The organism is Acinetobacter sp. 1124_18A (assembly GCF_052824995.1).
In genome coordinates this window covers 227,546-251,531 of the sequence record NZ_VTDF01000001.1, presented here as the reverse complement: position 1 = coordinate 251,531, position 23,986 = coordinate 227,546, and the positions used below count along the sequence as shown (strand labels likewise).

Below are 23,986 nucleotides of genomic sequence, written 5' to 3'. Positions count from 1 at the left end.
TTCCAATAAAAATATAATTCACCGATTGAAGCGAATAGCTTGCAAGAGTATAAATAATTATTCCATTGGCTCTTTTTTCTATATTCCCAACGATCTCAGGGATCAACATGCAAAATTTGAATAATCGTCAAAGTCTGATTGCAAGCTACATTCTTATGGGCATCTTTTTGCTTTCGGTTATCCCATTACATCTATTAGCAAGTTTTTTTGCAGGCTTTCTTATTTATGAAATTATTATTAGCTTAAGCTCGGTTGTAGAACGTTATATTGATGGTCAAAGAGCCCGCATTTTTATTAGTATTTTATTAAGTATTATTACAATTTCACTCATTGCATTTTTCTTTACAAGTTTAATTAGCTTTGTTGTTCACGATTTAAAAGGTGTAGGCATCCACAACATCAACAGCAAAGTTGATCAAACCCTGCTGCATTTACAAGCTGAAGTCAGCAAATATCTTCCGGGTTATATTCCCGATAGCGTGACAGAATTAAAAGATGAAATTTTCGCGTTTATGAAAGATAACGTGACCATATTAAAAAATACCAGTTCCGATATTTTGCATAACTTCGTGACGATGGTTATGGGCCTCATTATCGGTATTTTGGTCGCTATACATGGTTTTCACCGCCGTACTCCGCAACCTGTTTTTAAATCTCTTCTAATCCAACGTATTCAGAAATTATCAATTTCATTTAAAAATGTCGTTTTTGCACAAATAAAAATTTCAGCAATTAATACGCTGCTCTTTATTTTATTTGCATTTATTTTATTACCGCTTTGGGGAGTCCACCTTCCTTTTGCCAAAACTCTTACTATTTTGACCTTCATGTTTGGACTGATTCCAATTTTAGGTAATCTTATTTCCAATACATTAACGTTCATTGCCGCTCTTACGGTTTCCCTTGGACTCGCAGGTGCAGCGTTGCTCTATCTCATTCTGGTTCATAAACTCGAATATTTTATTAATGCTAAAATTATTGGGCATAAAATTAATGCAAATGCATGGGAGATTTTATTAGCAATGCTGGTATTTGAGTCAATTTTTGGCTTAGGTGGTTTAATCGCAGCTCCAATTTTCTATGCATATTTAAAATTAGAATTAAAAGATGCTGGTCTCATCTAATTCAAAATAGATCTATAAAAAAAGCGCCCTCTAGGCGCTTTTTTTATTTGAAGTTAATTATGGTTTAACCACAACTAATACTTGAATCGCTTCTGGTGTAACAGTTAAACCTTCAAGCAAGCTCAAACCTTCTTTTTGCAGCTTTTGTAAACGGTCAATTTCATCTTGACGAATACTTGGGTTGAACTGTTTTAAATAAGTTAAACGGTCAATTTCATATTGCCATTTATTACCATAATGCTCTTTTGCTTGCTGCTGAAGCTGTGGCAAATCAACTTTTGCAATATCCAACGCTTGTTTATAACGTTCTTCAATGATATCACGGCGAGCTTTAACCACCTGGCGACAGCTATTGCCATCTAAGTGATGTAAATATGGTTTCAAAATTGCTGGATCAATTTTTTCAGACAAATCTTGACCAGTTTCGCTTAATAGGACACGAATTAACTGCTTAGGTAAGCTAGATGGTAGATTCAACGCCTTAGGCGCAACTACATCGACTTTAAACCACACTTCAATTAATACTGACCCCTGCTTTAATGCATTAGATTTAAGTACAGCAACATTGGTACTACCAAATGATTGCGTACGTATCATTTCCATTACACTTTCAATGAATGGATGCTCTAAAGTTAAATATTGAGCATCTTCACGAAGCTGAGCCTGATCACGATAGAAAGTAGCTGTCATGCCTTCTTCGTCTAGCGCCAAACCTTGCACTTGCATTTGGTCTGTTGGACGAATAATCACAGTACCGTTACTTTGCTCATCAAAGTCGATATTGGTTGATGACATGAAACGCTTCACAAACATTGGTAGCGTTGTATTGTCATCATAATCTTCTAAAGCCTGAACAATCTCTTGCGCCACAATAGGACGACATGAGTTATATTCAAGTAAACGATCTCGACCCGCTTGAAGTTCAGCTTCTAAAGCTTGACGTTGAACATTCACTTCTTCAAGCAAATCTTCAAATGTTTGACCTTGGTCTGCAAGTAAGCAATCTTTCAATTCAACAATAAAGTTTTCTTGCAGCGTTTGCGCTGTTGGTGAAATATTGCTGAAAATATTAAGTGCTTCATTGTACCAACGGAACATACGCTCTTGAGCTGTTCCCACAAGATATGGCACATGAATCTGAATACGGTTTTCTTGACCAATACGGTCTAGACGCCCAATACGTTGCTCTAAAACATCTGGATTAGCTGGTAGATCAAATAAAATTAGATCACTGGCGAATTGAAAATTACGGCCTTCAGAACCAATTTCCGAACACAGTAGAATTTGTGCACCATAGCTTTCTTCAGCAAAATAGGCAGCCGCTTGGTCACGTTCAAGTAAGCTCATGCCTTCATGGAACATTGCAGTACGAATGCCTGCATGCAAACGCAATACATTTTCTAAAGCTTCAACAACGGGTCCACTACGCGCAATTAAAAGCACTTTTTTATGCTTAAGATCTCTGCGCAGAATTTCCATTACCCATAGCACGCGTGGGTCATTTTGCATCCATGAACCATCAAGGTGTGCTTCTTCAGGCCACATTTGCTCACGCATTTTTCCATCTTTTGACCAATCTTCTGGTGCTGGTAATGGTGCTGGCTGACAATCACGCCCTGGGAAGCCTTGAATTGCTTCACGCGTATTACGAAATAAAATACGACCCGTACCATGACGGTCTAATAATTCATGAATGGCTCTAAAGCGTTGGTCCGGCTGGTCTTCAATACTGTGACCTAACAAACCTTCTAAAGCAGATAAATGCTCAGGAGCTAAAGGCTGATCAGACATGAGTACTTCAGCAATTTTTGCAGTCTGCTGATACTGAGTTTCTTCATCTAAGAAGCGCTCTAAACTGCTAAAACGCTGCGGATCAAGTAAACGTAAACGTGCGAAATGACTTTCCACACCAAGCTGTTCAGGTGTTGCAGTAAGCAATAACACCCCAGCCGTATTTTCAGCTAGCTCTTCAATTAAATCGTAACGGTCATTACCGCCTTCTTCTTCGCTCCACATCAAATGATGTGCTTCATCGACCACGAGCAAATCGAAGCCAGCTTCTATTGCTTGCTCACGTAAATCATCATGGTCAACCATCAAATCAACGCTGGCAATAATGCATTGCTCAGTCAAGAACGGGTTAAGTTCTGGATCATGTTCTTTAATAGATGCGGTACGTGTTAAATCAAACAGAGAGAATTGCAAGTTAAAACGACGGCGCATTTCAATCATCCACTGATACTGTAGAGAATCAGGGACTAAAATAAGAATTCGTTCTGAGCGACCAGTTTTAAGCTGTTGGTGGATAATTAAGCCAGCTTCAATTGTTTTACCCAAGCCCACTTCATCGGCAAGTAAAACACGAGGTGCAAAACGTTTACCAACTTCATGTGCGATATAAAGCTGATGTGGAATTAAACCAACACGTGCCCCAACCATGCCACGTAAAGGGCTATTCTGCATTTGTGCTTGCATAAGCATCGCTTCAATACGCAGGTCATACCACTCTTTATAGTCAACCTGACTTGCAAGCAAACGATCTAAAGGTTTCGACAACTGAATTTGCGCACCAATACGTGTTTCATTCAGCGCTTTACGATCTTGTTCACCATTTTCTGAGGTACGAACAACGTTGTAACGCAAAACGCCATGTCGGTCTTCAACAGACTCAACAATCCACTTCTTGCCTTCTTGATCTTGAACTTCATCATTTGTGTTAAAGATGATACGAGATAGTGGAGCATTATTACGTGCATACACACGTGTCTCATCACTTTTGGGGAATAAAATGCTGACAGATCTTTCATCTACATCAATAAGCACACCTAAACCGAGTTCAGTTTCTGTGTCTGATAGCCAACGTTGACCAATAGCATACTGCTGCAATTTTTCCACCTTTCTCTCAAGTTCGCACTACATATTGTACGATGCAAATTAGCTTATTTTTGCATCTTTTTATGTAGTCTTTAAAGCAAAATTTTGAAGCAAAAACCAATTAAATGACTTTGCTACAAAAAATCACGCATTAAATTTTTTACATTAAAACGGTACAGGACAGTCAAAAGTTAATGTTTCTGCTGTGACAGGATGATTAAAACTTAACTGTTTGGCATGCAAACACAAACGCGGCACAAGTTGCTGCTCTGGTGTTGCATACAGCGTGTCACCTACAATTGGATGCCCAAGATATTGCATGTGTACACGGAGTTGATGGGATCGACCTGTAATTGGTGTTAATTTCACACGAGTTACAGGTTGCCCCTGAATCTGAAAATGTTCTATTGCCTGCCAATGTGTTAAAGCAGGTTTGTTGTGAGAAGCGTCAACAATATGTAAAGGTGGTCGGCTTGGATCATAGATAACAGGAATATCTACAGTCCCCTCATCCTCTAAATGACCTGCGACAAGTGCTTCATATATTTTTGAAGTCTGTCGATCTTGAAATTGACGCGCAATCGCACTTTGACCACGTTTAGATAAACCAAATACCAAAATACCTGAAGTGTCTCGATCTAGACGATGAATGAGCAAAGTTTTAGGTTCAATCGCAACCAACCTTGTCAAAACGCTATCATGTAAATCACCTTTACCAGGAACACTCAAGATGTCCGAAGGTTTATGAATCACCATAAAATCATCATCACGATAGATCAGATGTTCACTTAGAAAATCACTCAAAGTTCTATTCCCAAGGTAAGATGAAAAACAAGCGGGCAATAATAAAAAGCTTACGTCCGAATTACAATGCCGTTCGGGTAAATTAACAGCATAATTTGCAAATATTATGGAGCACTTCGGCTCTATAGTCGGTCAAGGCTTCAATAACTGCATAATATGCTGCAATGTCGGTATTTGGATCAGCTCTTCAGCACTTAGGGTGGCACCGTTCGCACGCCACAGGTCAACCAGATAATTTACGGCAGACTGATCTAATCCATAGTTTCTTAAATCAATTTCAGGGTGAATCTCCATGGGGTGTCGCCCTACCTGTTCAGCAATTGCCAATAAAATTCCTTTATCTGACAAGATATATTCAGACGGCGCACTTAAAGACCATAAGCGCATTAAGCTCTGCGTATTTAAGTGTTTTATATGGTCAAAACTGATCTTTTCAACCCATTGGATGTGCTGCTCTAGATTAGCCGCCAAGATCGCATCATTTACAATAGCTACATAATCGGTAATAGATAAAACAAGCTGCATGACCTGTTTAAAAAGAGGTGACAAATTGCCTGCCATCATTACTTGGGCTTTAGCATTTGACGACAGCCGTTGACCTAGCTGTAACATGGTTTGTTGAAGCTGAGATGCATCAATAAAAATAACTGGAATTTCGAGTGCCTGTGCTCTTTTACTTAGCAATTCTAAATGATCGGCTAATGGCTGGTGCGCCCAGTCTGGTGCATTTTCAAGTTCATTTAGCCCAACCATGAGCAAAATACTTTGTGTAGACTCAATTGACCAATTTGAAGTATTTGCTGCTAATTGGATTTTTCGAGGTAAAGGATAAAACATTGTTCTCTACAAATAAAAATAGCTCAAATTAAAAAGCCCGTTTAACACGGGCTTTTTTGCTTATTTCATTTCAGCAAAAGTTTCTTTGGCAGCCTGAATCGTATATTCGATATCTTCATCAGAGTGAGCAGATGAAATAAAGCCTGCTTCAAATGCTGAAGGTGCCAAGTTTACCCCACGCTTTAACATGCCATGGAAGAACTTTTTGAAAGCTTCAATATCACACGCCAACATAGAGTCAAAGCTTGTAATGTCTTCTTGATCGGTAAAGTAAAGACCAAACATTGCGCCAGCTTGCTGAGTTTTAAATGAAATACCCGCTTCATCAGCTGCGGCTTGTAAACCCGCAAGTAACTTTTCAAGTTGAGCAGATAAATTGCTGTAAAAGTCTGGTTGACGTAAATGTTTGAACATCTCGATACCCGCACGCATAGCGAGTGGATTTCCAGATAATGTACCTGCTTGGTATACACCACCTAAAGGAGCGATACATTCCATGATTTCACGTTTACCGCCAAATGCACCAACGGGTAAGCCTGCACCAATAATTTTACCTAAAGTCGTTAAGTCTGGCTTAACGTTATAAACCGATTGAGCGCCGCCTAAAGCAACACGGAAACCCGTCATCACTTCATCAATAATAAATACAGATTTATATTCATCACATACATCACGAATGGCTTGTAGGAAACCGTCAATTGGTTTCACCATGTTCATGTTACCTGCGACAGGCTCAATAATGACACCAGCAATTTCATGACCAAATTTAGCAAAACATTCTTTTAATGCTGCAATATCGTTATAAGGCAGCGTTAATGTATGTTTAGCGAAATCAACAGGAACACCTTTTGAAGTCGGTTCACCCTCACCTAAAGTAAGTAAGCCTGAACCTGCTTTTACTAAAAGTGAGTCTGAGTGACCATGGTAGCAACCTTCAAACTTCACAATTTTGTCACGGCCAGTGTAACCACGCGCTAAACGAATAGCAGTCATGGTTGCTTCTGTACCAGAGTTCGTCATACGTACCATTTCAATTGATGGCATGATTTCACAGATAATATCTGCCAATGTTGTTTCGTGTACGGTTGGCGCACCAAAACTTAAACCATCTTCTGCGGCTGTTTGTACTGCTTTAATAATTTCTGGATGAGCATGACCCAAAATCATTGGTCCCCAAGAACCAACATAGTCAACATAACGCTTACCATCTACGTCCCATAAATAAGCACCTTTTGCTTTCTCGATGAAAACAGGTGTTCCTCCAACGCCATTAAAGGCACGTACCGGAGAGTTCACACCACCTGGAATGTGTTTGCTGGCTTGTTTAAATAACTGTTCTTGCTTTGGAGATAAACTCATGGAAATGCTCGTCTTAAATATCTAAAAAATAATTTTGAAAGCTTAAGAAAATAATTGTGCCCAGGCCTGTACACGGGCAGGAATTTCAGCAGTTGATCGGCCTAATATATCACTAATGACTGCACAGAGGTCAGCCCCAGCCTCAATCACAGGTTTTGAGTTTTCAACAGTTAAACCACCAATCGCACAAATTGGTACATCATATTTGGCTGCTGCTTGCTTAATCACTTCGATACCCACATTACCTGCTTCCGGTTTTGTAGAGGTCGCATAGACTGCACCAAATGCAATATAAGTCGCGCCATCTGCAATTGCTTTTTGTGCAAGCTCTAATGAGTTCAGGCAAGTACGACCGATAATCACATTTTGTGGTAACTGTGATTTTGCATCGGTAATTTCACCATCACTTTGCCCTAAATGCACACCTAAACTAAACTGAGCAGCCAGTTTTAAGTCGTCATTAATGACAAAAGGAACCTGATATTTTTCACATAAAAGTTTGATCTGTTCAACTTCTGCGGGTTGGTCGGCTTTTTCTACTTTCTTACGGCGGTATTGTAAAATTGCGACCTGACGAGTTGCGAGCGCGGCATCTAGTTTTTCTAATAATAATTGGATTGGGTCATCATTGGTAATGAGGTATAAACCGCGCATACTCTACTCTTGCTTTAAAAAACTTGGCTAGTATAACGGATTTATAGGACATCATAAGTACCGATTGATCTAGGCTTACCAGTACCAATCGGTATATTTAGATTAGAAAGTAAAATTAACTTGGTATTTTGTCATGCTTGCGATCAGTCAAACTTAAACGACCACGTGCAACATCAGACAACATTCGCCAATCAGAAATAAAGCTATAGAAAGGTTGTTTAAAACTAGCAGGCTTATTTTTTTCAAACACAAAATGTCCAACCCATGCATTTGCGTAACCCGCTACCAAACCATAGAGCACATATTTGGCTTGTTTCTTACGAATTGCTTTTGAAAAAAAGTATATGCCAATACTGCTACCCACCACATGTAAGCGTCTGCTCATGATGTTGCGGTGTTCAGTTAAATAAAAACGATAAAATTCCTGATAGTTTTTAATTGGCAATTCAAACTCTGGCTGAGCTTCATGGCTAAAGTTTACTGGTGCATTCACGATCATCTTCCTGATTTTTATTTGATCAAAACGTCACCTGATTGTACACCCAAATAAAAGCCAAGCGTCATATGTTTGATTGTAACTTTCTCTATCAAAACCATTACTTTTAGTACTAAGCTATTATACTTATTCAAGATAGTTTAAATACCTGATTCAGGGAGATATATTATGGTCGAAGTCGAACTAAAGTTTCAGTTACCTGAATCGAAGAAAAAAACTGTTCAGCAATACTTAAAAAAACATAAAGCAAAAAATATTCACTTACAGGCAAAGTATTACGACACCCCAGATCGATTACTCGCAAAAAATGGCATGGCCTTACGTTTACGTAAAGAAGATGATCAATGGGTACAAACATTTAAAGCCGCAGGTCAAAGCCATCTACACCGTGTGGAAGAAGAAATTCATTTAGGTGCGTGTGACCAAGAACCTGACTTAAACCTAGAGTTATATCAAGATAATAAAGTTGTAACTGATTTAATTAATGCTGCTTTAGGAACACAAGCTGAAAAATTAAGTTTGCAGTTTGAGACTGATGTACAGCGTACCTATCACGTGTTTGAAGCAGATAATACGGCTATTGAAGTTTGCTTAGATGATGGTGTCGTAAAAACAGCGGATGCACAAAGTGTAATTTGTGAAGTCGAATTTGAGCTTAAACAAGGTGCAGTTAAAACACTAATTCAGTTTGCACATCAATGGATTGATCGTTATGAATTATGGCTCGATGTAAGAAGCAAAGCCGAGCGTGGTAATTTATTAGCACTAGGACAAGCAGTCTCACCCGCTGTTCATGCCAAAGCTCTCACGTTAAATAAAGATACTACTGCCGAACAAGCCCTCAAAAAAATTATCGAAAACTGTTTAGGACAATTTTTACCAAATATGGCTGCAATTGCCGATGGAGTTGCCGAAGCTGAGCATATTCATCAGGCACGTGTAAGTTTACGTCGTTTACGTAGTGCACTAAAACATTTCTCTAGTTGGTCTAGCGAGCTAAATCCTGTTTGGGAAGAACAAATTGCCGAGCTTTTCCGTAAGCTTGGAGACACTCGTGATGAAGATGCTATTCGTACAGAAGTGTTACCAATCATTCAACAACATGGGTCACCAGAACTTTTACTACCCGTTTCAGCGCAGCCTTCAAAAGAACTCTCTACACTCTTTACCTCTGCGGATACGATTAAGCTATTACTCGATTTATTAGCATTTGCGTATTCAGAAGAAGATTCAAAGAACAAAACAGCTGGGTTAAAAAAACATATTAAAAAGAGTTTAGATAAGCTACATCATAAAGTGATTAGCAATGCTGAACATTTCACTGAGCTTGAAGTTACTGAACAGCACAAAATACGAAAGATAGCTAAGCAGTTACGTTATTGTGTTGAGTTTATTTCAAGCCTTTATCCTGACAAAAAAGTACAGCAATATTTAAAACAGCTACAACCTGTACAAAACACCTTAGGTCAATATAATGACTTATTTATTGCGGAAGGTATTTTCAATAAGGTTGTCGAAAATGACTCATCTTTCTGGTTTGCATTAGGCTGGGTAAAAGCCAAACAACCTCACCTACAAAAGCGCTCAGCAAAAGCTTTACAAACTTTTAGTGATGCTGAAACTTTCTGGTAATTTATAAAAAGTCGCTGTAAACGTGCAGCGACTTTTATCTGTACTTACCAAATACTTTCCACACGCCGTTATCTGCTAACGGGTCGTTATAGCTATCACTACGTTGCTTTCTTGGCTTATCACGGGCATCGACCAATTTAAAATGCGGTTCAACCCCTAACACAATACCATTGGTATAAAACCGTGAACGGGTATATTCACTTTGCCCGTGCTGGAATACATAAGTCCTTAAGTCGATGAACTCACGGTGAGCAACTAAAGCCGCGGTATCGTCACTCTGCAACCATTCTTGCATCGTAAAAATCTGATCAGTTTCGAACTGCCCGCATTTTTCAATAAGACTCGCCACACCACGGAAAGTTTTAGATTCTTTTGCGCGTGTTTTATTAATCCGAATTCGGTCTACATGAAAAAAGAATAACGGTAAATTTAAATGACTTGGCAAATGAATGGCATCTGGTAATTCATCTTCCATAAATGGCTGAAAAAGTTCTTGTGCTCTTTCAATTAGACCTTGCCATTGATGATAATAATTTTCGACTTCTTCTTGCAAGCCATAATAAATCGGCAACCCTTCGACATGCTCTAAATATTGAGGTGGGAAAACATGCTGGCGTAATAAAGCAATATCTGTTTTTAAAGTTTGAATAGCAATTGCATCTTGCATATTAGATTCCCCTTTACTTAGGCTATTTACAGACTAAGTGAAAGGTTTTGTTTCCGCAAGGGTTTGCCTATAATAAGCAGCTCTATTTTTGCGGGAATAAGTCATGTCTCAAAAGATCAATGCAACAGATGTTACTGAAGAAGAAGCTTTAAATGCCGTTTTCTTTGAGCGTGCGGATGAATTCATTAAACAAGCCAATGATTTTTGTCGCCCGCCAAAAGGTGAAAAACCAGATCCAGCCGAGCTGCGTGGTCAAGTAAGTGCAGCAATGTTGTTTGCTAGTGCCCGTTTTAACACATGGGTAGCAGCAAATAATTTTAAAGATGGCGAGGAAATGCGCGCTGCTAAAGATCAAGTTATGTCTTATCTTGTGCAACAATTTCAAATGATGCTTGAAGATAATTTTGATGAGTACTGTGAACAGTTCGAAAATTATTTACGTTTCCGTAAAAATGAAGATTTTCATGCGCATAAACATGATCATTAAGATGATTTAAACATCCAAATAAAAAGCCACAATTTAGTGGCTTTTTATTTGCGATAAAACTTTATTTTTTTGCTGCCTGACCATATTGATCAGCCATCACTTCAACTAAATGTTCAGGTTTAATATACTTTTTAATTACTGCATTTACGTCTGCAACAGTCAGTTTAGTCAAGTTCTGATCATGTCGAACACGGTCTTGTAATGTTTTATCTGTTTCAAGCTGTAGATTTAACATTCCATGAATATTACGTTCATCTTCTAATGCCGTAACGCGTTTCTTCATGATATCTGCTTTAGCTGCTGCAAGCTCTTGCTCAGTCACACCATTTTTCAACAAGTCATTCAACACTTTATGTATTGATGCAGACACTTGTGCTGAGCGACCCGAAGTATAATTTGCACTAATGCTTAAGGCCCCTACATTCGTATCACGGTCAAGTTGCAGCCCACTTCCAAAACCATAGACTAGCGCATTTTTCTCACGAAGCTCTTGAGCCAAACGTGATGAAATTTGAGACTCACCTAAAATATAGTTAAGTAAAATTAATGCAGATGCATCTGGATGGTTTTTCCCGACTGGAATAGAAAGCACACTCTGGTAGCTACCAAATTCGCGCTGCTCAGACAAAACATGAACTTGCTGTGCTGGGAAATCAACATGATTAATCAAGATTTTTTGATAAGGTTGTTTACCATTCCAACGACCAAATTCCTGATTAAGTAATTTCTGCATTTTTTTCGCATCAATTTTACCCGTAATGGCAATTTGAGCATGGTTCATTGCAAAGAAATGCTCATACAACTCTTTCACTTGCTCTTGAGTTGCGTTTTTCAATTGCTGTTTTGCCAGTTCAGGTTCAAAGTGATAACGTAAATCACCAGGTTGATATTCTTCAAGCAAACGTGAAAGTGTTAAACCAGCTACGACATCTGGCTCGGTATAAGGACGATCAAGGCTTGATAAACTTTGCGATTTAATTAAATCAAATTGAGATTGCTCAAATTTCGGATTTTTCATCACATCAAGAACAAACTCGAAAAACTCATCAAATTTTTCTGATTTAGACTGAATGTTAATGGTCATGCCATTGCCGTCAGCACTTGCATAAGCCGCACCGCCCGCATCAATCGATTTATCAGCAATATCTTGCAAACTGTATTTATCAGAACCACGAAGCAATAAGTATGAGGTTAAATCAACGACCGTCCCTTTATTAAATAAAGATTTTTCTGTTCCAAAGTCCATCGTAATCGTGGCATAAGTACGATCATCACGTGTTTCAACTGGGAATAAAGCGTACTTCATTCCATTTTTCAGCTTTCCACGGATAATCTTTTTCTCATTACTTTCAACATATTGCTTAGAAATTTTTAAAAACTCCGAGACTTCTTGTTGATACACCTTTGGATCTTTTAAAGGCTCTGCCTTTGCTTCTACCTGATCTAGAGTTTTAGCTGCTTCTTTTGCATTTAGCTGTTGAGCTTTTTTCTGATCTTCAGGTGTTGGTAAAATATCACCGTCAATACGATGCTCAGCCACAAGGAATTGTTTTAAAGTTTGATTCACTTGGTCTAACTTAACGTTTTCTACTGAATCTAAATCTTTAAAATATTGATCCCATTGCCCACCAGCGACCGTGTAATCACTCAAACGTGAACCAAGTGCTACGGCATCTTTAGTGATTAAATCACCTTGGGTTTTCATTAAACTCTTAACACGATTTAATTCAACTTCAGTAAAAGGTTTACCCTTTTCAATACCCGCTAGCAAAGAGCTTTCAACTTTTTTAGGGTCATTACTTGGTGCATAAATGGCACCCAGAAACACCACATTAAAATCTTGGTCTAACCACGTGCTCGCATCAACATTTGTAGTAATGCCTGTTTCAACCATGTTCTGGTATAGGTGACCACTTGGCTGCATGGTATATAACAAAGGCGCTAAAGCGAGTGTCGGCTGAATTTTGGTATTTTTACCATTCATATAGATATGGAATTTAGCGAGATCACTTCCCTTTTTCACCACGAACTGACGATTTTTTATTTTTGTGGAGTCTAGTACAGGAATCTGTACAGGCTTCGGAACATTACGCGCCGCGATTGGACTAAAATATTGATCAACTGTTTTTAAAACATCTGTTTTATCAAACTTACCTGAAATCACCATGACTGCATTATTGGGTGCATACCAACTACGATAAAATCGGTCTAGTTCAGGCATTTTAATCGATTTAAGCTCAGGTAAATCGCCAATCGGTAAACGACCTAAATATTGATTGCCATAAGCTGACTTCCACATTTGATCCATCAGTACAGCAAAAGGCTGATCCATACGGACTTCACGTTCGCGTTTTACGATTTCAATTTCAGAAGGAACAAATTTTTCTTGTAGAACTAACTTATCCATACGTTCCGATTCAAGATATAACACTTCATTGAGTGCAGTCTTTTCGGGACGAACGATATTGGTATATTTGGTCGAGTAATAATCGGTGCTGGCGTTCGTCATCAATGTATATTGATCTAGACGACGCTGGAATTCTTCCCCTTTAACATTTTTTGTCCCCTTAAAAGCCAAGTGTTCAAGCAAATGAGCTAAACCGCTTTTACCTTGAGGGTCATTTAATGACCCTGTTAAATAGATGGTATTAATAAAGATTTTATTTTCTTTGTCATTCGGTGCAAGTACAATCCGAAAACCATTATCTAATTTATATTCCTCAATATTTTGCTTGCTTTTTACTAGTGTGGTTTGTGCAAAAGACGCAGCACTTAAACCAAGAATACATAGGGAGAGAGTCAGTTGTTTAAACTGCATAAACATATAAATACCAATTAATTTGAATAATAAAAAATCAATAGTTGTGGCACTATAGTAGGAAATTTAAGCTGACATTAATAGTAAAGATTTGAAAAAAAAGCCGTTTATTTAAACGGCCTTATATTTTAAAGAAAAATTTCAGCTTGCATATAAAGCTTCCCATATCCTGAAATTTCAATACGCTCTTCAGAGAGAATATTGCAATATAAGACACCTCCACGACTAGAAGCCTGATAAGCCAAAATATTATTTTTGCCCAGCTTTTCTGCCCATAACGGCGCTATTGCGGTATGAATTGAACCTGTAACAGGATCTTCATCAATGCCCGCGACAGCTGCAAAATAACGCGATACACAATCGTATTGCTGGTCTGCTTTTGAGGTTATTGCAACCTCCATTCCCGTAGTTGTAATTGCAGTCCGTTTACCTAGGGTTTTGAGCAAATTCATGTCAGGTTGTTCGTCTAATACATCTTGAACTGACTCATATTCGACAATGTAGGCTTGAACGTTTTGATAAACCGCTTTAAATGGTTTGGTTAATGCTTGACGTAAAACAGCCGGATAATCTTCAACTTGTTGAGCTTTACGAATTGGAAAATTCATTCTGATTTTGCCATCATCATCTTGATGAACGATAAAAAGCCCTAAATTTCGTACATGAAAATTAATAATCTTTTTGTCAGTAAAATCTTTAAATAATACAAAAGCACTAGCAAGGGTGGCATGACCACAAAAATCTGCTTCAACCGCTGGCGTAAACCAACGAATTTCATAGTTTTCAGAGTCTATAATTTTTACAAAAGCAGTTTCAGACAGGTTATTTTCAAATGCTATCTTTTGCATTAAATCTACATCTAGCCATTCTTTTTCAACAATCACAGCCGCAGGATTGCCACGAAATAACTCTTTTGTAAAAGCATCGACTTGATACATTTTCATGATAGTGCTCTCTTTTGTAATAGGTTTATTTTCGAAAATTATTTAAAAGAAAAACAGATACAGTTTTTTTTAAATTAGCATCACAGCCATCATTTACCCATAAAAAAACGACCCAACCTAATTAGATTGGGTCGTCTCTTACAGCTTATTAGTGATGAGTTAGTTCAACTTCATCTTCACTGTTTAATATTTCTTTATCGGTCTGACCCATAAATTGGCTGGTAACTACACCCGCAGTCATTGAACCATTTACGTTTAACGCAGTACGCCCCATATCAATGAGTGGTTCGATTGAAATAAGAAGTGCAACCAAAGTCACAGGTAAGCCCATAGCTGGAAGAACAATCAGCGCAGCGAAAGTCGCACCACCACCTACTCCTGCAACCCCAATTGAACTTAAAGTCACAATACCCACTAACGATGCAATCCACATTGGGTCTAGCGTGTTAATTCCCATAGTTGGCGCAACCATCACGGCCAACATTGCTGGATATAAACCCGCACAACCATTTTGACCAATGGTCGCACCGAAAGAAGCAGAGAAACTGGCAATAGATTCAGGAATTCCCAAACGGCGAGTTTGTGCTTCAATGCTCAGTGGAATACTGGCAGCGCTTGAACGGCTGGTAAATGCGAAAGTCAGAACAGGAGCAACTTTTTTGAAAAACTTAACTGGTGAAACACCTGTCAGAGTCAAAATAATGGCATGCACGACAAACATGATGGCTAAACCTACATAAGATGCCACCAAGAAACCGCCTAGGTTTAAGATATCTGCGACATTCGAACTTGCCACCACTTTAGTCATAAGCGCAAAAACACCATAAGGTGTAAGCGTCATCACTAAACGAACTAACTTCATGACCCAAGACTGTAAAGTCTGGATTGCAGTTAAAATACGCTGACCTTTTTCTACATCATCTTTCATGAGGTTGAGCGCTGCTATCCCTAAAAAGACCGCAAAAATAACCACACTAATAATTGAAGTTGGGTTGGCACCAGTTAATTCAGCAAATGGATTACTTGGAATAAAGGAAAGAATAAATTGCGGTACACTTAAATCGGTAACTTTGCCTACATAATCTGTATTAATGGCAGTTAACCGTGCAGTTTCAGCAGCACCTTGCACTAAACCTTTGGCAGTTAAGCCAAATAGGTTAGTAACAAATACCCCTACCAGTGCAGCGATTAGCGTTGTAAAGAGTAAAGTACCGATTGTATAAAAACTGATTTTGCCTAAAGATGAGGCTTGGTGTAATTTTGCAACCGCTCCCAAAATAGACACAAATACCAAAGGCATAACGACCATTTGTAAAAGTTTTACATAGCCGTTTCCAACGATATTAAACCAGCTAATAGATTCAGCAAGAATCGGATGGCCACCGCCATAAATCAAATGTAGTCCTAAACCAAACACTACACCTAGAACTAAGCCAGCCAGAACTTTTTTCGACAAGCTCCAGTCTGTTTTACGTGTTTGGGCGAGTAAAAATATTAACCCGACAAAAACCACAATATTGATGATTAAGGGTATATTCATTCCCAAACTCCAAATTATTGCTTGTGTCATCTTTTAAGGGGGCATATTTGACCATAGCCGGCCTATATAAACTACCCTTTTCAACAATTTTATAGCATCAAGATGATTACAAACTTGCGTGAGAATATAAAATGACTTTTAAATACATATATATCACTTTTAATTTATAAATTAAGTGAGATATTTATGTATAAAAATCAGCCTCTACTTAAGCAACCTTTAATTCAAATTGTTGCTCAATAAAACAAATAAATTGCTTTAAATTACTGCCCCATGTTTCAGGTAACTGAGCAACTAAATATGTAGTAAAAAAAGCTGATTCCGTATTTAAGTCAAAACAATTGACTGACACTTTATCTGCAACTTTTGCCAGATAAGACTTAGGTAATAAAGCAAAACCAACACCCAACTCTACACAACTCACGATTCCGTCAAGGCTTCCCATTTCCATAATTTGCGAAGGCGGAATACTAAAGTCATTCAAGAAAAGTTCTATGGCATGTCGATAGGAACAACCTTGTCGAAATGCAATAAATCTGGTCTTTGCAAGCGTAGCAATGTCAGGAAACTCGGTTTGCTGTTTCGAACAGACCAAAACCAATTGTTCTTGCCATACCGGAAAACTATATAACCCAGGAATCACATATTTCGAGGCAACAAAGGCGCAATCAAGCTCACCTTGCTGCACTGCATTAATCAAATATCCCGTTGGATGAGTTTGGAGCTCAATCGGCAAATTTGGATATTGCTGCATACATTGATTAAGTAACTGTGGCAAACGTATTGCCGCAGTTGTTTCCATGCTGCCAAGCCGAATTTTTTCAGCAGGATCAATTCCACCCTCTTGAAAGGCATTCTTGGCTTTCTGATGTAATGCAGTCATTTGAACAGCATAACTATGTAGCTGTTGTCCAGCATTCGTTAAAGTCACAGGGTTATTACGATTGAATAAAATCACCCCTAACTCTTCTTCAAGTTTTTTTATATGGCTCGTGATATTCGATTGAACCGTATACATTTTTTGTGCAGCCAATGAAAAACTTCCACTCTCTGCAACCGCTAAAAAAAACTCTAGAGACTTAAGCAACATACCACTATCTCAAAACAAGATAACTAATATCATATTAAATCATTTTTAAAGATTATAAAACTCGCTTTTAATAATAAAAAAATTGAGCGTCTTCTCATGTCTACGTTTTATCGAATGAGCTTACTTGTCTTTTTGGCAACTTGTTTGGGAATTGGTGTTTTTAGATTTTCCTATACCGCGCTCATGCCCATCATGATCGAGCAGTACCACTGGACCCATGATTTTGCCAGTTACTTAGGCAGCGCAAATTTGCTGGGTTATCTCATCGGTGCCTTATTGGCGTTATTGAGTATTAAAGAAAAGTACATTCCATCCATGATCGTACTTTCGACTATAGCGGGTAGCCTCAGCCTACTATGCTGTTCATTCATGGATATGCCTCTGGTGTGGTTCATTTTCTGGCGCACCATTTCTGGTATTGCTGGCGGCTTACTTATGATTTTAGCCCCAAGCTTTGCCATGAAATACATTCCCACCACGCAAAGATTGAAAGTTAATTTCTTAGGATTTAGCGGGATTGGCGTGGGTGTGTTATCTGCCACCATTATTATCCCTGTACTTAAAAATATACCTGTGCATTATGTTTGGGATATTTTTACGGGTATCTCCATATTAGGAAGCGTACTGCTTTATCAATTATTAAGTCGTAATACAGCTCAGGTGATTAAGCCGCATTCTACCAACCTGCAAGCCTCACAAAAATCACGTTTAGGTCTTGTCATTATTATTGCCTATATGTGCAGTGCCTTTGCTTATATTCCTCACTCTCTATTCTGGATGGATTATTTATCTGGAACTTTGCATTTTTCATTAGAGCAAAGGAATTTATTTTGGGTTCTCTATGGTGCAGGAAGCTGCATTGGTGCATTTGTCGCTTATTGCTTAAGCAGAATAATAGGATATTTACACACCATTAAATGGTTATATGCCATTTACTGTCTAGCTGTTGTTTTACCTTTCTTTTCCCAGACCACTTCTTTACTCGCTTTATCTTCCCTTCTTACAGGATTACTTACTCCCGCAACGGTGTTTATTAGCTCTTATAGCCTCTTACAAATTTATGAGCAACGTTATCAAAAGCTATGGAGTCTGGCCACGATTGGGTTTGCTAGCACTCAGCTTTTAGGTGGTGTCGTCATTAGTACTTTGCATCATTTGCATTGGTCTTATGCACATCTCTTTCTTCTGGGTGGAATCGTTCTACTCTTTGCAGTTTGCCTTTTACTTCCTGTACGTCCTACTTATATCTCAACTCTCGGAGAAACCGAATCATGAAATCTCTGTTCTTCCCGCTATTTTTAATTGCCTTTGTTCTTTTTATTCAGGCCCTAGATCAGAGTTATCAAAAGAAAGTCGGCATCACGAAGACCTCTAAGCACCCTGAATTTTTGCAATAAAAAAAGCCCTCAACCGAGGGCTTTTTAGTTTATTTAATGTTTAAGCTTTTATTATAGAGTGCAAAGACTGTCAACAAATAATAATCAAACAAACTCTCTCTATCATCAATATGATTAGGACTTAACAACTGAGTCATCGCACCATCAATAATAAATAAAAACAAATGAGCATCTTGATGAGTCACCGTTTTTTTATGTTCAGACATGAGTTGATAAATCGTATTTACAAGCCAAGTCCTATATTTCTTCACAACCTCATAAGCAACTGGATAGGCTGATTTAATCTCCACAATTGCTTTAAAAATTAAAAGATATAGACCTTCAAAATCGACATGTAAATAAAAAATTTCCTTAAGTTTATCAAAAATACTTAAATTACCTGTCTGATTTATAATAAACTCTATTCTCTCCATTAATTGATTTTTATGTAACACCAAACATATTTCAACCAATTTTTCTTTAGATTCAAAATATTGATATAAAGTCATTTTAGCTATTTTTGATTCTCTAACTATAGTGTCTACACCAACATTAGAAAAACCATATTGACTAAACAAACAACTAGAGGTCTCAAGCAGTTTTCTAGCCTTCCCACCCACTTTTAAATCAAGCATCATTATTATTCCAATCATTGTTATTTTAAAGTTCAAGATATAATTTTTAAAATATATACAGCGTGTAAAATAAAGGCGCACAAAACACCTTCAAAATTATATTATCAAACATATCTCGAATATAAATACTAAATATAATTTTTAAACGTATTCTTCTAAAAAATTAAAACCTATAAAAGATTAAAACTTTAAAGAAAATAATAAATGTGCAGAGGAATAGGTATTTTAGTCAAGACGACCAAGAAAGAAAAATTTAAGAACATGACAACCTCCAATACTCACAACTGGATTCCGCCAAGATATAAATTATGGTGGCAGAACGGAAGAAGGTTGACGGACTAGTATTAAGTCAAACTAGCACACCCGAAGGTGTCCCTCTCCCGTCCTACCGCTACGGGAGGGAACGGGTGGCACACCACACAAAACAATTCCTCAGATGAAGAAAGCTCTGATGCGGGACTTAATAAGCAGACCGTCAAGACTGCCTGACAATGTGTGTCAGGATTGCAAGAATAATATTTGGTTAAACGACTGTCAATAAACTATACATTTTAAATGTAAAAAAAATTTGACAGTAAATAAATACTTAACAATCTATATGTTTGGTATTTGGTCATAAATAAAACCATTTTTCGTTTGAAAAAATATATCAAAGCTTTGACTCATTAACCAATCCTGCTGACTTTGCTTTTTAAAAATTGGTGTAAGTTGTTCGATATAATAATTAATCCATTCATTATTATTTTTAAAAAATGATCTATCTTTTAAATCTTCATATAATTCTTGTAAATTAACAGCAATCGTTTCTATAGATGGATTAAATAACCATATTGTTACATCCATGGGTTCAGCCGCCGTGACTTGATATTTATCATCAGGATTAAAAGCTTCAACACGATAAAGCTGTGCACCTGTCTCGGTATATGTTGAATACATAAGTTTAGTGTTAGCAACTTGGAAATAATCTTTACCAATCTCACACTCTCTTAATCTTCTCGAAATATCTAAACAATCAGGTAGGTATTGAGGTAATAGACCATCTAAATTATTGAAAATACTGACAGTGCGGCCAATGACATAATACTCACCAGTACCTGTGATTATTCCATTTTTCCAAGGAAATATTTTTGAAATATTTTCTGTAGATATATTTAAATAACCTTCGTGGTTAAGTGTAATTTTCTTATTATCAGAAGCTACGATAATGCTATCGTTTAATTGAATTGCAACAATAAAAGTCATAATTTAGTAAAATAAAATACAATTAGATAATATAATTATTTTCATTATAAGTTAATTTTAAATCTTTTTAGTAAAATAAATAGGTAAATCATGGCTGGTGGTTCCCAGATTATTATCAATAAAAACGGTATTACCGTTATAACTCCTTCCAAGTTTGAAGTTAAAGCAGGTCAGCACCTTTTTAAGCCAGGTGTTCAAGTACAAATGCCTCAGATTGCCCTTCCCCAACCTATTTGTGTTGAATGTCTTATGAAAGCAGCAAAAGAAGGTGCAGGGATTGTAAGAAGATGAGTTTTAAGAATCAAAATTTAGAAAGTTTTATTGCGAATAATCATAAAGATGGTCAATTATTTTTACTGGTGGACGGTGCACAGATCGACCACGGCCATATATCAAATATAGAAGATACGTACGGCGATTGCTTTTACTTATTTAAAGGCACTTATGAAGAAGAAGCCTTTCAATATGGGCCTATATTGTTTGATTTAAGTCAGTTAAACCTAAAACAAGTAGAAAGCCAAATTAAGCTCATGAAATCCAAGGATTCAATGATTTTGATTAAGAGCAAACTAGACATTAAGCAATTGAAAAATAAGCTTCTCGAAAAGCTCTATATTGAACTCGATGACGGCGGTATTGGCATTCTTAGATATTATGATCCCCGTGTTTTAAACCGGCTTTCTCTCATCTTCACCAGTGACCAAAAAAAGCAATTACTCGAAGGTTTTGAGTCCATATCTTTTATGCTCAACGAATTAAGTTTTGAGTTGAAATACAATGATTAAGTTAAATAAAAATCAAATAGATAGTTTGGAAAAAGTAAAAGATAGAGAAGAACTTTGTGAAAAAATCTATCAACACCTAGTTGAGAAAAAGGCTTCTTTTAAAGCCTATCAAGTTAATTATGATCAGTTAAAACCCGAAATATACAAAACTTTTGATTTATTAGTATCTCTTTTATTGACTGACAATGAAGTCATTTCTCAGTTAATCGTATGGAATACGATAATGAAAAAAGATGTTCTTCAGGATCCCAGTATTCAAAGTTTTATTAAAGGCTCAAACGTCCGTGGTAAAGACCTTTTATCGACATTAGAATTTTATGAATTGAAGGGAAATTAAGTATGTGGCCATTGATTTTAAGAGGTGCTGCCGCGCTGGGTGGTCGTGCTGCTGCCCCTGCTGCGGGTGAGGTAATTGGGGTTCAAGGTGGTAGAGTAATAGCGACAGAAGCCGCTAAAGGTATGGCTACGATTGTTTTAGCTAAAGAAGTAAGCACAGACATAAAAAAACAACAGCGTTGTAATAAATGCGAACCTTACCAGAGAGGTAATAAACATGAAATTGAACGCTCAATGGGTAATGAAATTAATACACAATATCAGTTCAAAATTGCCAACTTATCCAGCCATCCTTTAACGTTTAAAGTGTCCGAACCTTTTTTAAAACCTGGGAATAAAAAGCCAACTACAAAAGTCCAAGAATGGGTAGTTGGAGGGGTTTCATTTGATGGTTTATGGCCTATGGAATGTATCTTAGTTGAAGCAAAAGGAAGATATACCCAATTTTTGGACCCTAAAATGAAAGAGTTCATTACAGATAATGTTTTTAAGCTTATGGTTAAAGAAGCTAAGAGCCAAACGGCCGTTGTTTTGACGCTCAAGGGGGCTAAGTTACAATGGTATTTTTATGAAAAAGAAACCAAAGATTATGTAGATGACCTCCTTTTTAATTCGGTTCATACAATTTTTATGCCTATGTAAAACAGGAAATTAAAATGAAAAAGTTTTTCGTTAGTACACGTATACCCAAAGCGCTTGGTAATTCATCTTCGGAAATTGATTCCCAATTAAAAATGCTAGACAAAATTGTTAGAGAAATAACTGTCATTGATCCTATTTTTGCTAACTGGTATGTCAATAACTATGATGAGACGGCGCCTGAAGCGCCTTTAGAATATACGTTCCCTTCAGACCAAGGGTTTAAATATCTTTTTGATAAAAAAAGTTCTGACCAATTTGAAAGCTTCTCATTATGGAATGGCTCTGAAGAAAATATTGATTATGCCAGTATAGATTTGAGTAACCTTGGTCTACTCCTGAAATTTCAAAAAGTCCTATCTGCTGATCAAATTGTTCAAATTTTTGAAGTGCTTTTAAAGTATCTAAAAATTGATTATTTATATGTAAATTATAAATTTTTTAAAGATATTAATGTGTTTGAACATCGTTTACCTACGACATCAATTTGCTATGTTTCTTCAAATATTGCCGCTGACTATCTCCCCCACCTTTATAAAAAAGTAGATATAGATAATGAATACAACAAGGGAACTATTCTTGTTTTTGATGAAAACTGGGCATCTGAAACTGAGGACTTAAAGAACAAAGTGCAAGAAAATTCTATTGCTTTAATAGAGCTGGGTGCAATTCCTGAAGCTATGATCCCTGATTCTTTTTTTGAATAAACAATAGATATAAATATATGGGGTACAAAACGTACCCCTGTTTTTATAGAGAAATAAAAGCAAAAAATACTAGTTGGATGAACCAATATCCTCATCACAACAATTTTTATGCCTTTATAAGAATTGGACTTCAACATGACAGAGTTTTTTTTAAGTACCCGCATTCCTAAAATTTTAGGTTCATCCGAAAGTGAAATTACTGCACAAATTGAAAGTACGGCGCAGTTTATAAACAAAATTTCAGAAATAGATCCTATTTTTAAGACTTGGTACATTAATAATGCAACCAGTTCAAAACCACCTTTAGACTACCCTTTCCCTTCAGACAGTGCAAAAAACTATCTTTTACAAAAAAAGCAAAAGAACATTAATGACAGTATCTTGTTATGGAATGCACAGGTAGAAAGTAGCCAATTTGCTAGTTTTCGTTTCGATAGAGTTGGCATATTAATGACCTTCAAAAAGGTCTTTGAAACCGAGCAAGTAATTAAGTTATTTAATGCTCTTCTTGAATGTTTTAAGTTTGAATATGTATATCTCAATACTGATTTCTTTAGTGATATAAACGTATTCCCTCATCGACGTGAAATCACTTCTATTTGTTATGTACCTGTAAAAATTGAAGATAACTATCTACCTCATCTTTATCAAAAAGTTGAAGTTGAGAATAATTTGAATCAAGGCACTATATTGGTATTTGATGAAAATTGGGCAGATGAAACAGAGGAATTAAAGAAAGTAGTTCAAGAGAATTCGATTGCACTTATTGAGCTGGGCGTTATTCCTGAAGCTGGATTGCCAGACGGTTTTTTTAATGAGTAATCTATAAATATAGTGATAGCTGGGGTACAAAACGTACCCCTGTTTTTATAGAAAAATAATAATAAAGAATTACCTAAATGAGATGAGCGAGTTTCACTCCCCACAACAATTTTATGCC

24 protein-coding genes are annotated in these 23,986 nt (G+C 37.1%); 11 read left to right on the top strand and 13 right to left on the bottom strand.

What is annotated here, in order from left to right; all coding sequences use genetic code 11:
• Nucleotides 1-107 precede the first annotated feature (107 nt).
• Entirely contained in the window at nucleotides 108-1,124 is a 1,017-nt protein-coding gene (locus FY048_RS01175; protein ID WP_446089832.1) for an AI-2E family transporter, read from the top strand.
• A 57-nt stretch (nucleotides 1,125-1,181) separates the two neighbouring features.
• On the opposite strand, the gene rapA is transcribed toward FY048_RS01175, so the two are convergent.
• From rapA to FY048_RS01145, 6 genes are all read right to left on the bottom strand, one after another.
• Nucleotides 1,182-4,019, bottom strand: coding sequence for an RNA polymerase-associated protein RapA (gene rapA / locus FY048_RS01170; RefSeq protein ID WP_446089831.1), 2,838 nt, complete (start codon nucleotides 4,017-4,019; stop codon nucleotides 1,182-1,184).
• Between the two features lie 144 nt (nucleotides 4,020-4,163).
• The gene (locus tag FY048_RS01165) at nucleotides 4,164-4,802 is read right to left on the bottom strand and encodes an RluA family pseudouridine synthase (RefSeq protein WP_446089830.1); all 639 of its coding nucleotides are present in this window, start codon (nucleotides 4,800-4,802) and stop codon (nucleotides 4,164-4,166) included.
• A gap of 132 nt (nucleotides 4,803-4,934) precedes the next feature.
• A complete protein-coding gene (locus tag FY048_RS01160) occupies nucleotides 4,935-5,639 on the bottom strand; it encodes an acyl carrier protein (RefSeq protein ID WP_446089829.1) in 705 nt (234 codons plus the stop codon).
• A 60-nt stretch (nucleotides 5,640-5,699) separates the two neighbouring features.
• Nucleotides 5,700-6,998: a glutamate-1-semialdehyde 2,1-aminomutase gene (gene hemL / locus FY048_RS01155; RefSeq protein WP_446089828.1), complete on the bottom strand. Its 1,299-nt coding sequence runs from the start codon at nucleotides 6,996-6,998 to the stop codon at nucleotides 5,700-5,702.
• A gap of 42 nt (nucleotides 6,999-7,040) precedes the next feature.
• On the bottom strand, nucleotides 7,041-7,652 hold the full coding sequence (gene thiE, locus FY048_RS01150; protein WP_446089827.1) for a thiamine phosphate synthase: 612 nt from the start codon (nucleotides 7,650-7,652) through the stop codon (nucleotides 7,041-7,043).
• A 115-nt stretch (nucleotides 7,653-7,767) separates the two neighbouring features.
• Nucleotides 7,768-8,151, bottom strand: coding sequence for a DUF962 domain-containing protein (locus tag FY048_RS01145; RefSeq protein ID WP_111854442.1), 384 nt, complete (start codon nucleotides 8,149-8,151; stop codon nucleotides 7,768-7,770).
• Between the two features lie 165 nt (nucleotides 8,152-8,316).
• Here FY048_RS01145 and FY048_RS01140 point away from each other — a divergent pair, with 165 nt between their 5' ends.
• A complete protein-coding gene (locus tag FY048_RS01140) occupies nucleotides 8,317-9,780 on the top strand; it encodes a CYTH and CHAD domain-containing protein (protein ID WP_446089826.1) in 1,464 nt (487 codons plus the stop codon).
• A gap of 34 nt (nucleotides 9,781-9,814) precedes the next feature.
• Here FY048_RS01140 and FY048_RS01135 read toward each other — a convergent pair whose 3' ends face one another.
• Entirely contained in the window at nucleotides 9,815-10,447 is a 633-nt protein-coding gene (locus FY048_RS01135) for a hypothetical protein (protein WP_016137423.1), read from the bottom strand.
• Between the two features lie 103 nt (nucleotides 10,448-10,550).
• On the opposite strand from FY048_RS01135, the gene FY048_RS01130 reads away from it, so the two are divergent.
• On the top strand, nucleotides 10,551-10,934 hold the full coding sequence (locus tag FY048_RS01130; protein ID WP_336167333.1) for a DUF3144 domain-containing protein: 384 nt from the start codon (nucleotides 10,551-10,553) through the stop codon (nucleotides 10,932-10,934).
• 61 nt (nucleotides 10,935-10,995) lie between these two features.
• On the opposite strand, the gene FY048_RS01125 is transcribed toward FY048_RS01130, so the two are convergent.
• The 4 genes from FY048_RS01125 to FY048_RS01110 all read right to left on the bottom strand — a co-directional run bounded on the left by FY048_RS01125 (nucleotide 10,996) and on the right by FY048_RS01110 (nucleotide 17,326).
• Entirely contained in the window at nucleotides 10,996-13,758 is a 2,763-nt protein-coding gene (locus tag FY048_RS01125) for a M16 family metallopeptidase (protein ID WP_446089825.1), read from the bottom strand.
• Between the two features lie 122 nt (nucleotides 13,759-13,880).
• Nucleotides 13,881-14,696, bottom strand: coding sequence for a PhzF family phenazine biosynthesis protein (locus tag FY048_RS01120; protein ID WP_446089824.1), 816 nt, complete (start codon nucleotides 14,694-14,696; stop codon nucleotides 13,881-13,883).
• Nucleotides 14,697-14,844: 148 nt separating this feature from the next.
• The gene (locus tag FY048_RS01115) at nucleotides 14,845-16,236 is read right to left on the bottom strand and encodes an L-cystine transporter (protein WP_446089823.1); all 1,392 of its coding nucleotides are present in this window, start codon (nucleotides 16,234-16,236) and stop codon (nucleotides 14,845-14,847) included.
• Between the two features lie 208 nt (nucleotides 16,237-16,444).
• Nucleotides 16,445-17,326: a LysR family transcriptional regulator gene (locus tag FY048_RS01110; protein ID WP_446089822.1), complete on the bottom strand. Its 882-nt coding sequence runs from the start codon at nucleotides 17,324-17,326 to the stop codon at nucleotides 16,445-16,447.
• Nucleotides 17,327-17,422: 96 nt separating this feature from the next.
• On the opposite strand from FY048_RS01110, the gene FY048_RS01105 reads away from it, so the two are divergent.
• A complete protein-coding gene (locus FY048_RS01105) occupies nucleotides 17,423-18,601 on the top strand; it encodes a YbfB/YjiJ family MFS transporter (RefSeq protein WP_446089821.1) in 1,179 nt (392 codons plus the stop codon).
• Nucleotides 18,598-18,723 (top strand): hypothetical protein, encoded by a 126-nt coding sequence (locus tag FY048_RS01100; RefSeq protein ID WP_446089820.1) that lies wholly within the window; start codon nucleotides 18,598-18,600, stop codon nucleotides 18,721-18,723. Before FY048_RS01105 ends, FY048_RS01100 begins: the two co-directional genes overlap by 4 nt.
• 29 nt (nucleotides 18,724-18,752) lie before the next feature.
• On the opposite strand, the gene FY048_RS01095 is transcribed toward FY048_RS01100, so the two are convergent.
• Together FY048_RS01095 and FY048_RS01090 are read right to left on the bottom strand one after the other, a co-directional pair.
• Complete coding sequence (locus FY048_RS01095) at nucleotides 18,753-19,337, bottom strand: TetR/AcrR family transcriptional regulator (protein WP_446090275.1); 585 nt, start codon at nucleotides 19,335-19,337, stop codon at nucleotides 18,753-18,755.
• Nucleotides 19,338-19,931: 594 nt separating this feature from the next.
• Nucleotides 19,932-20,579, bottom strand: a complete 648-nt coding sequence (locus FY048_RS01090; RefSeq protein ID WP_446089819.1) for a hypothetical protein — start codon at nucleotides 20,577-20,579, stop codon at nucleotides 19,932-19,934.
• A 90-nt stretch (nucleotides 20,580-20,669) separates the two neighbouring features.
• Here FY048_RS01090 and FY048_RS01085 point away from each other — a divergent pair, with 90 nt between their 5' ends.
• The 6 genes from FY048_RS01085 to FY048_RS01060 all read left to right on the top strand — a co-directional run bounded on the left by FY048_RS01085 (nucleotide 20,670) and on the right by FY048_RS01060 (nucleotide 23,868).
• A complete protein-coding gene (locus FY048_RS01085; RefSeq protein WP_446090289.1) occupies nucleotides 20,670-20,870 on the top strand; it encodes a hypothetical protein in 201 nt (66 codons plus the stop codon).
• Nucleotides 20,867-21,364: a DUF4123 domain-containing protein gene (locus tag FY048_RS01080; protein WP_446089818.1), complete on the top strand. Its 498-nt coding sequence runs from the start codon at nucleotides 20,867-20,869 to the stop codon at nucleotides 21,362-21,364. Before FY048_RS01085 ends, FY048_RS01080 begins: the two co-directional genes overlap by 4 nt.
• A complete protein-coding gene (locus FY048_RS01075) occupies nucleotides 21,357-21,701 on the top strand; it encodes a hypothetical protein (RefSeq protein ID WP_446089817.1) in 345 nt (114 codons plus the stop codon). The genes FY048_RS01080 and FY048_RS01075 overlap by 8 nt, the downstream gene beginning before the upstream one ends.
• Before the next feature lie 2 nt (nucleotides 21,702-21,703).
• Entirely contained in the window at nucleotides 21,704-22,342 is a 639-nt protein-coding gene (locus tag FY048_RS01070) for a Tox-REase-5 domain-containing protein (protein WP_446089816.1), read from the top strand.
• A 14-nt stretch (nucleotides 22,343-22,356) separates the two neighbouring features.
• The gene (locus FY048_RS01065; RefSeq protein WP_446089815.1) at nucleotides 22,357-23,046 is read left to right on the top strand and encodes a hypothetical protein; all 690 of its coding nucleotides are present in this window, start codon (nucleotides 22,357-22,359) and stop codon (nucleotides 23,044-23,046) included.
• Nucleotides 23,047-23,181: 135 nt separating this feature from the next.
• Nucleotides 23,182-23,868 carry a hypothetical protein gene (locus tag FY048_RS01060; RefSeq protein ID WP_446089814.1) on the top strand — a complete coding sequence of 229 codons (687 nt, stop codon included), beginning with the start codon at nucleotides 23,182-23,184 and terminating at the stop codon, nucleotides 23,866-23,868.
• Nucleotides 23,869-23,986 lie beyond the last annotated feature (118 nt).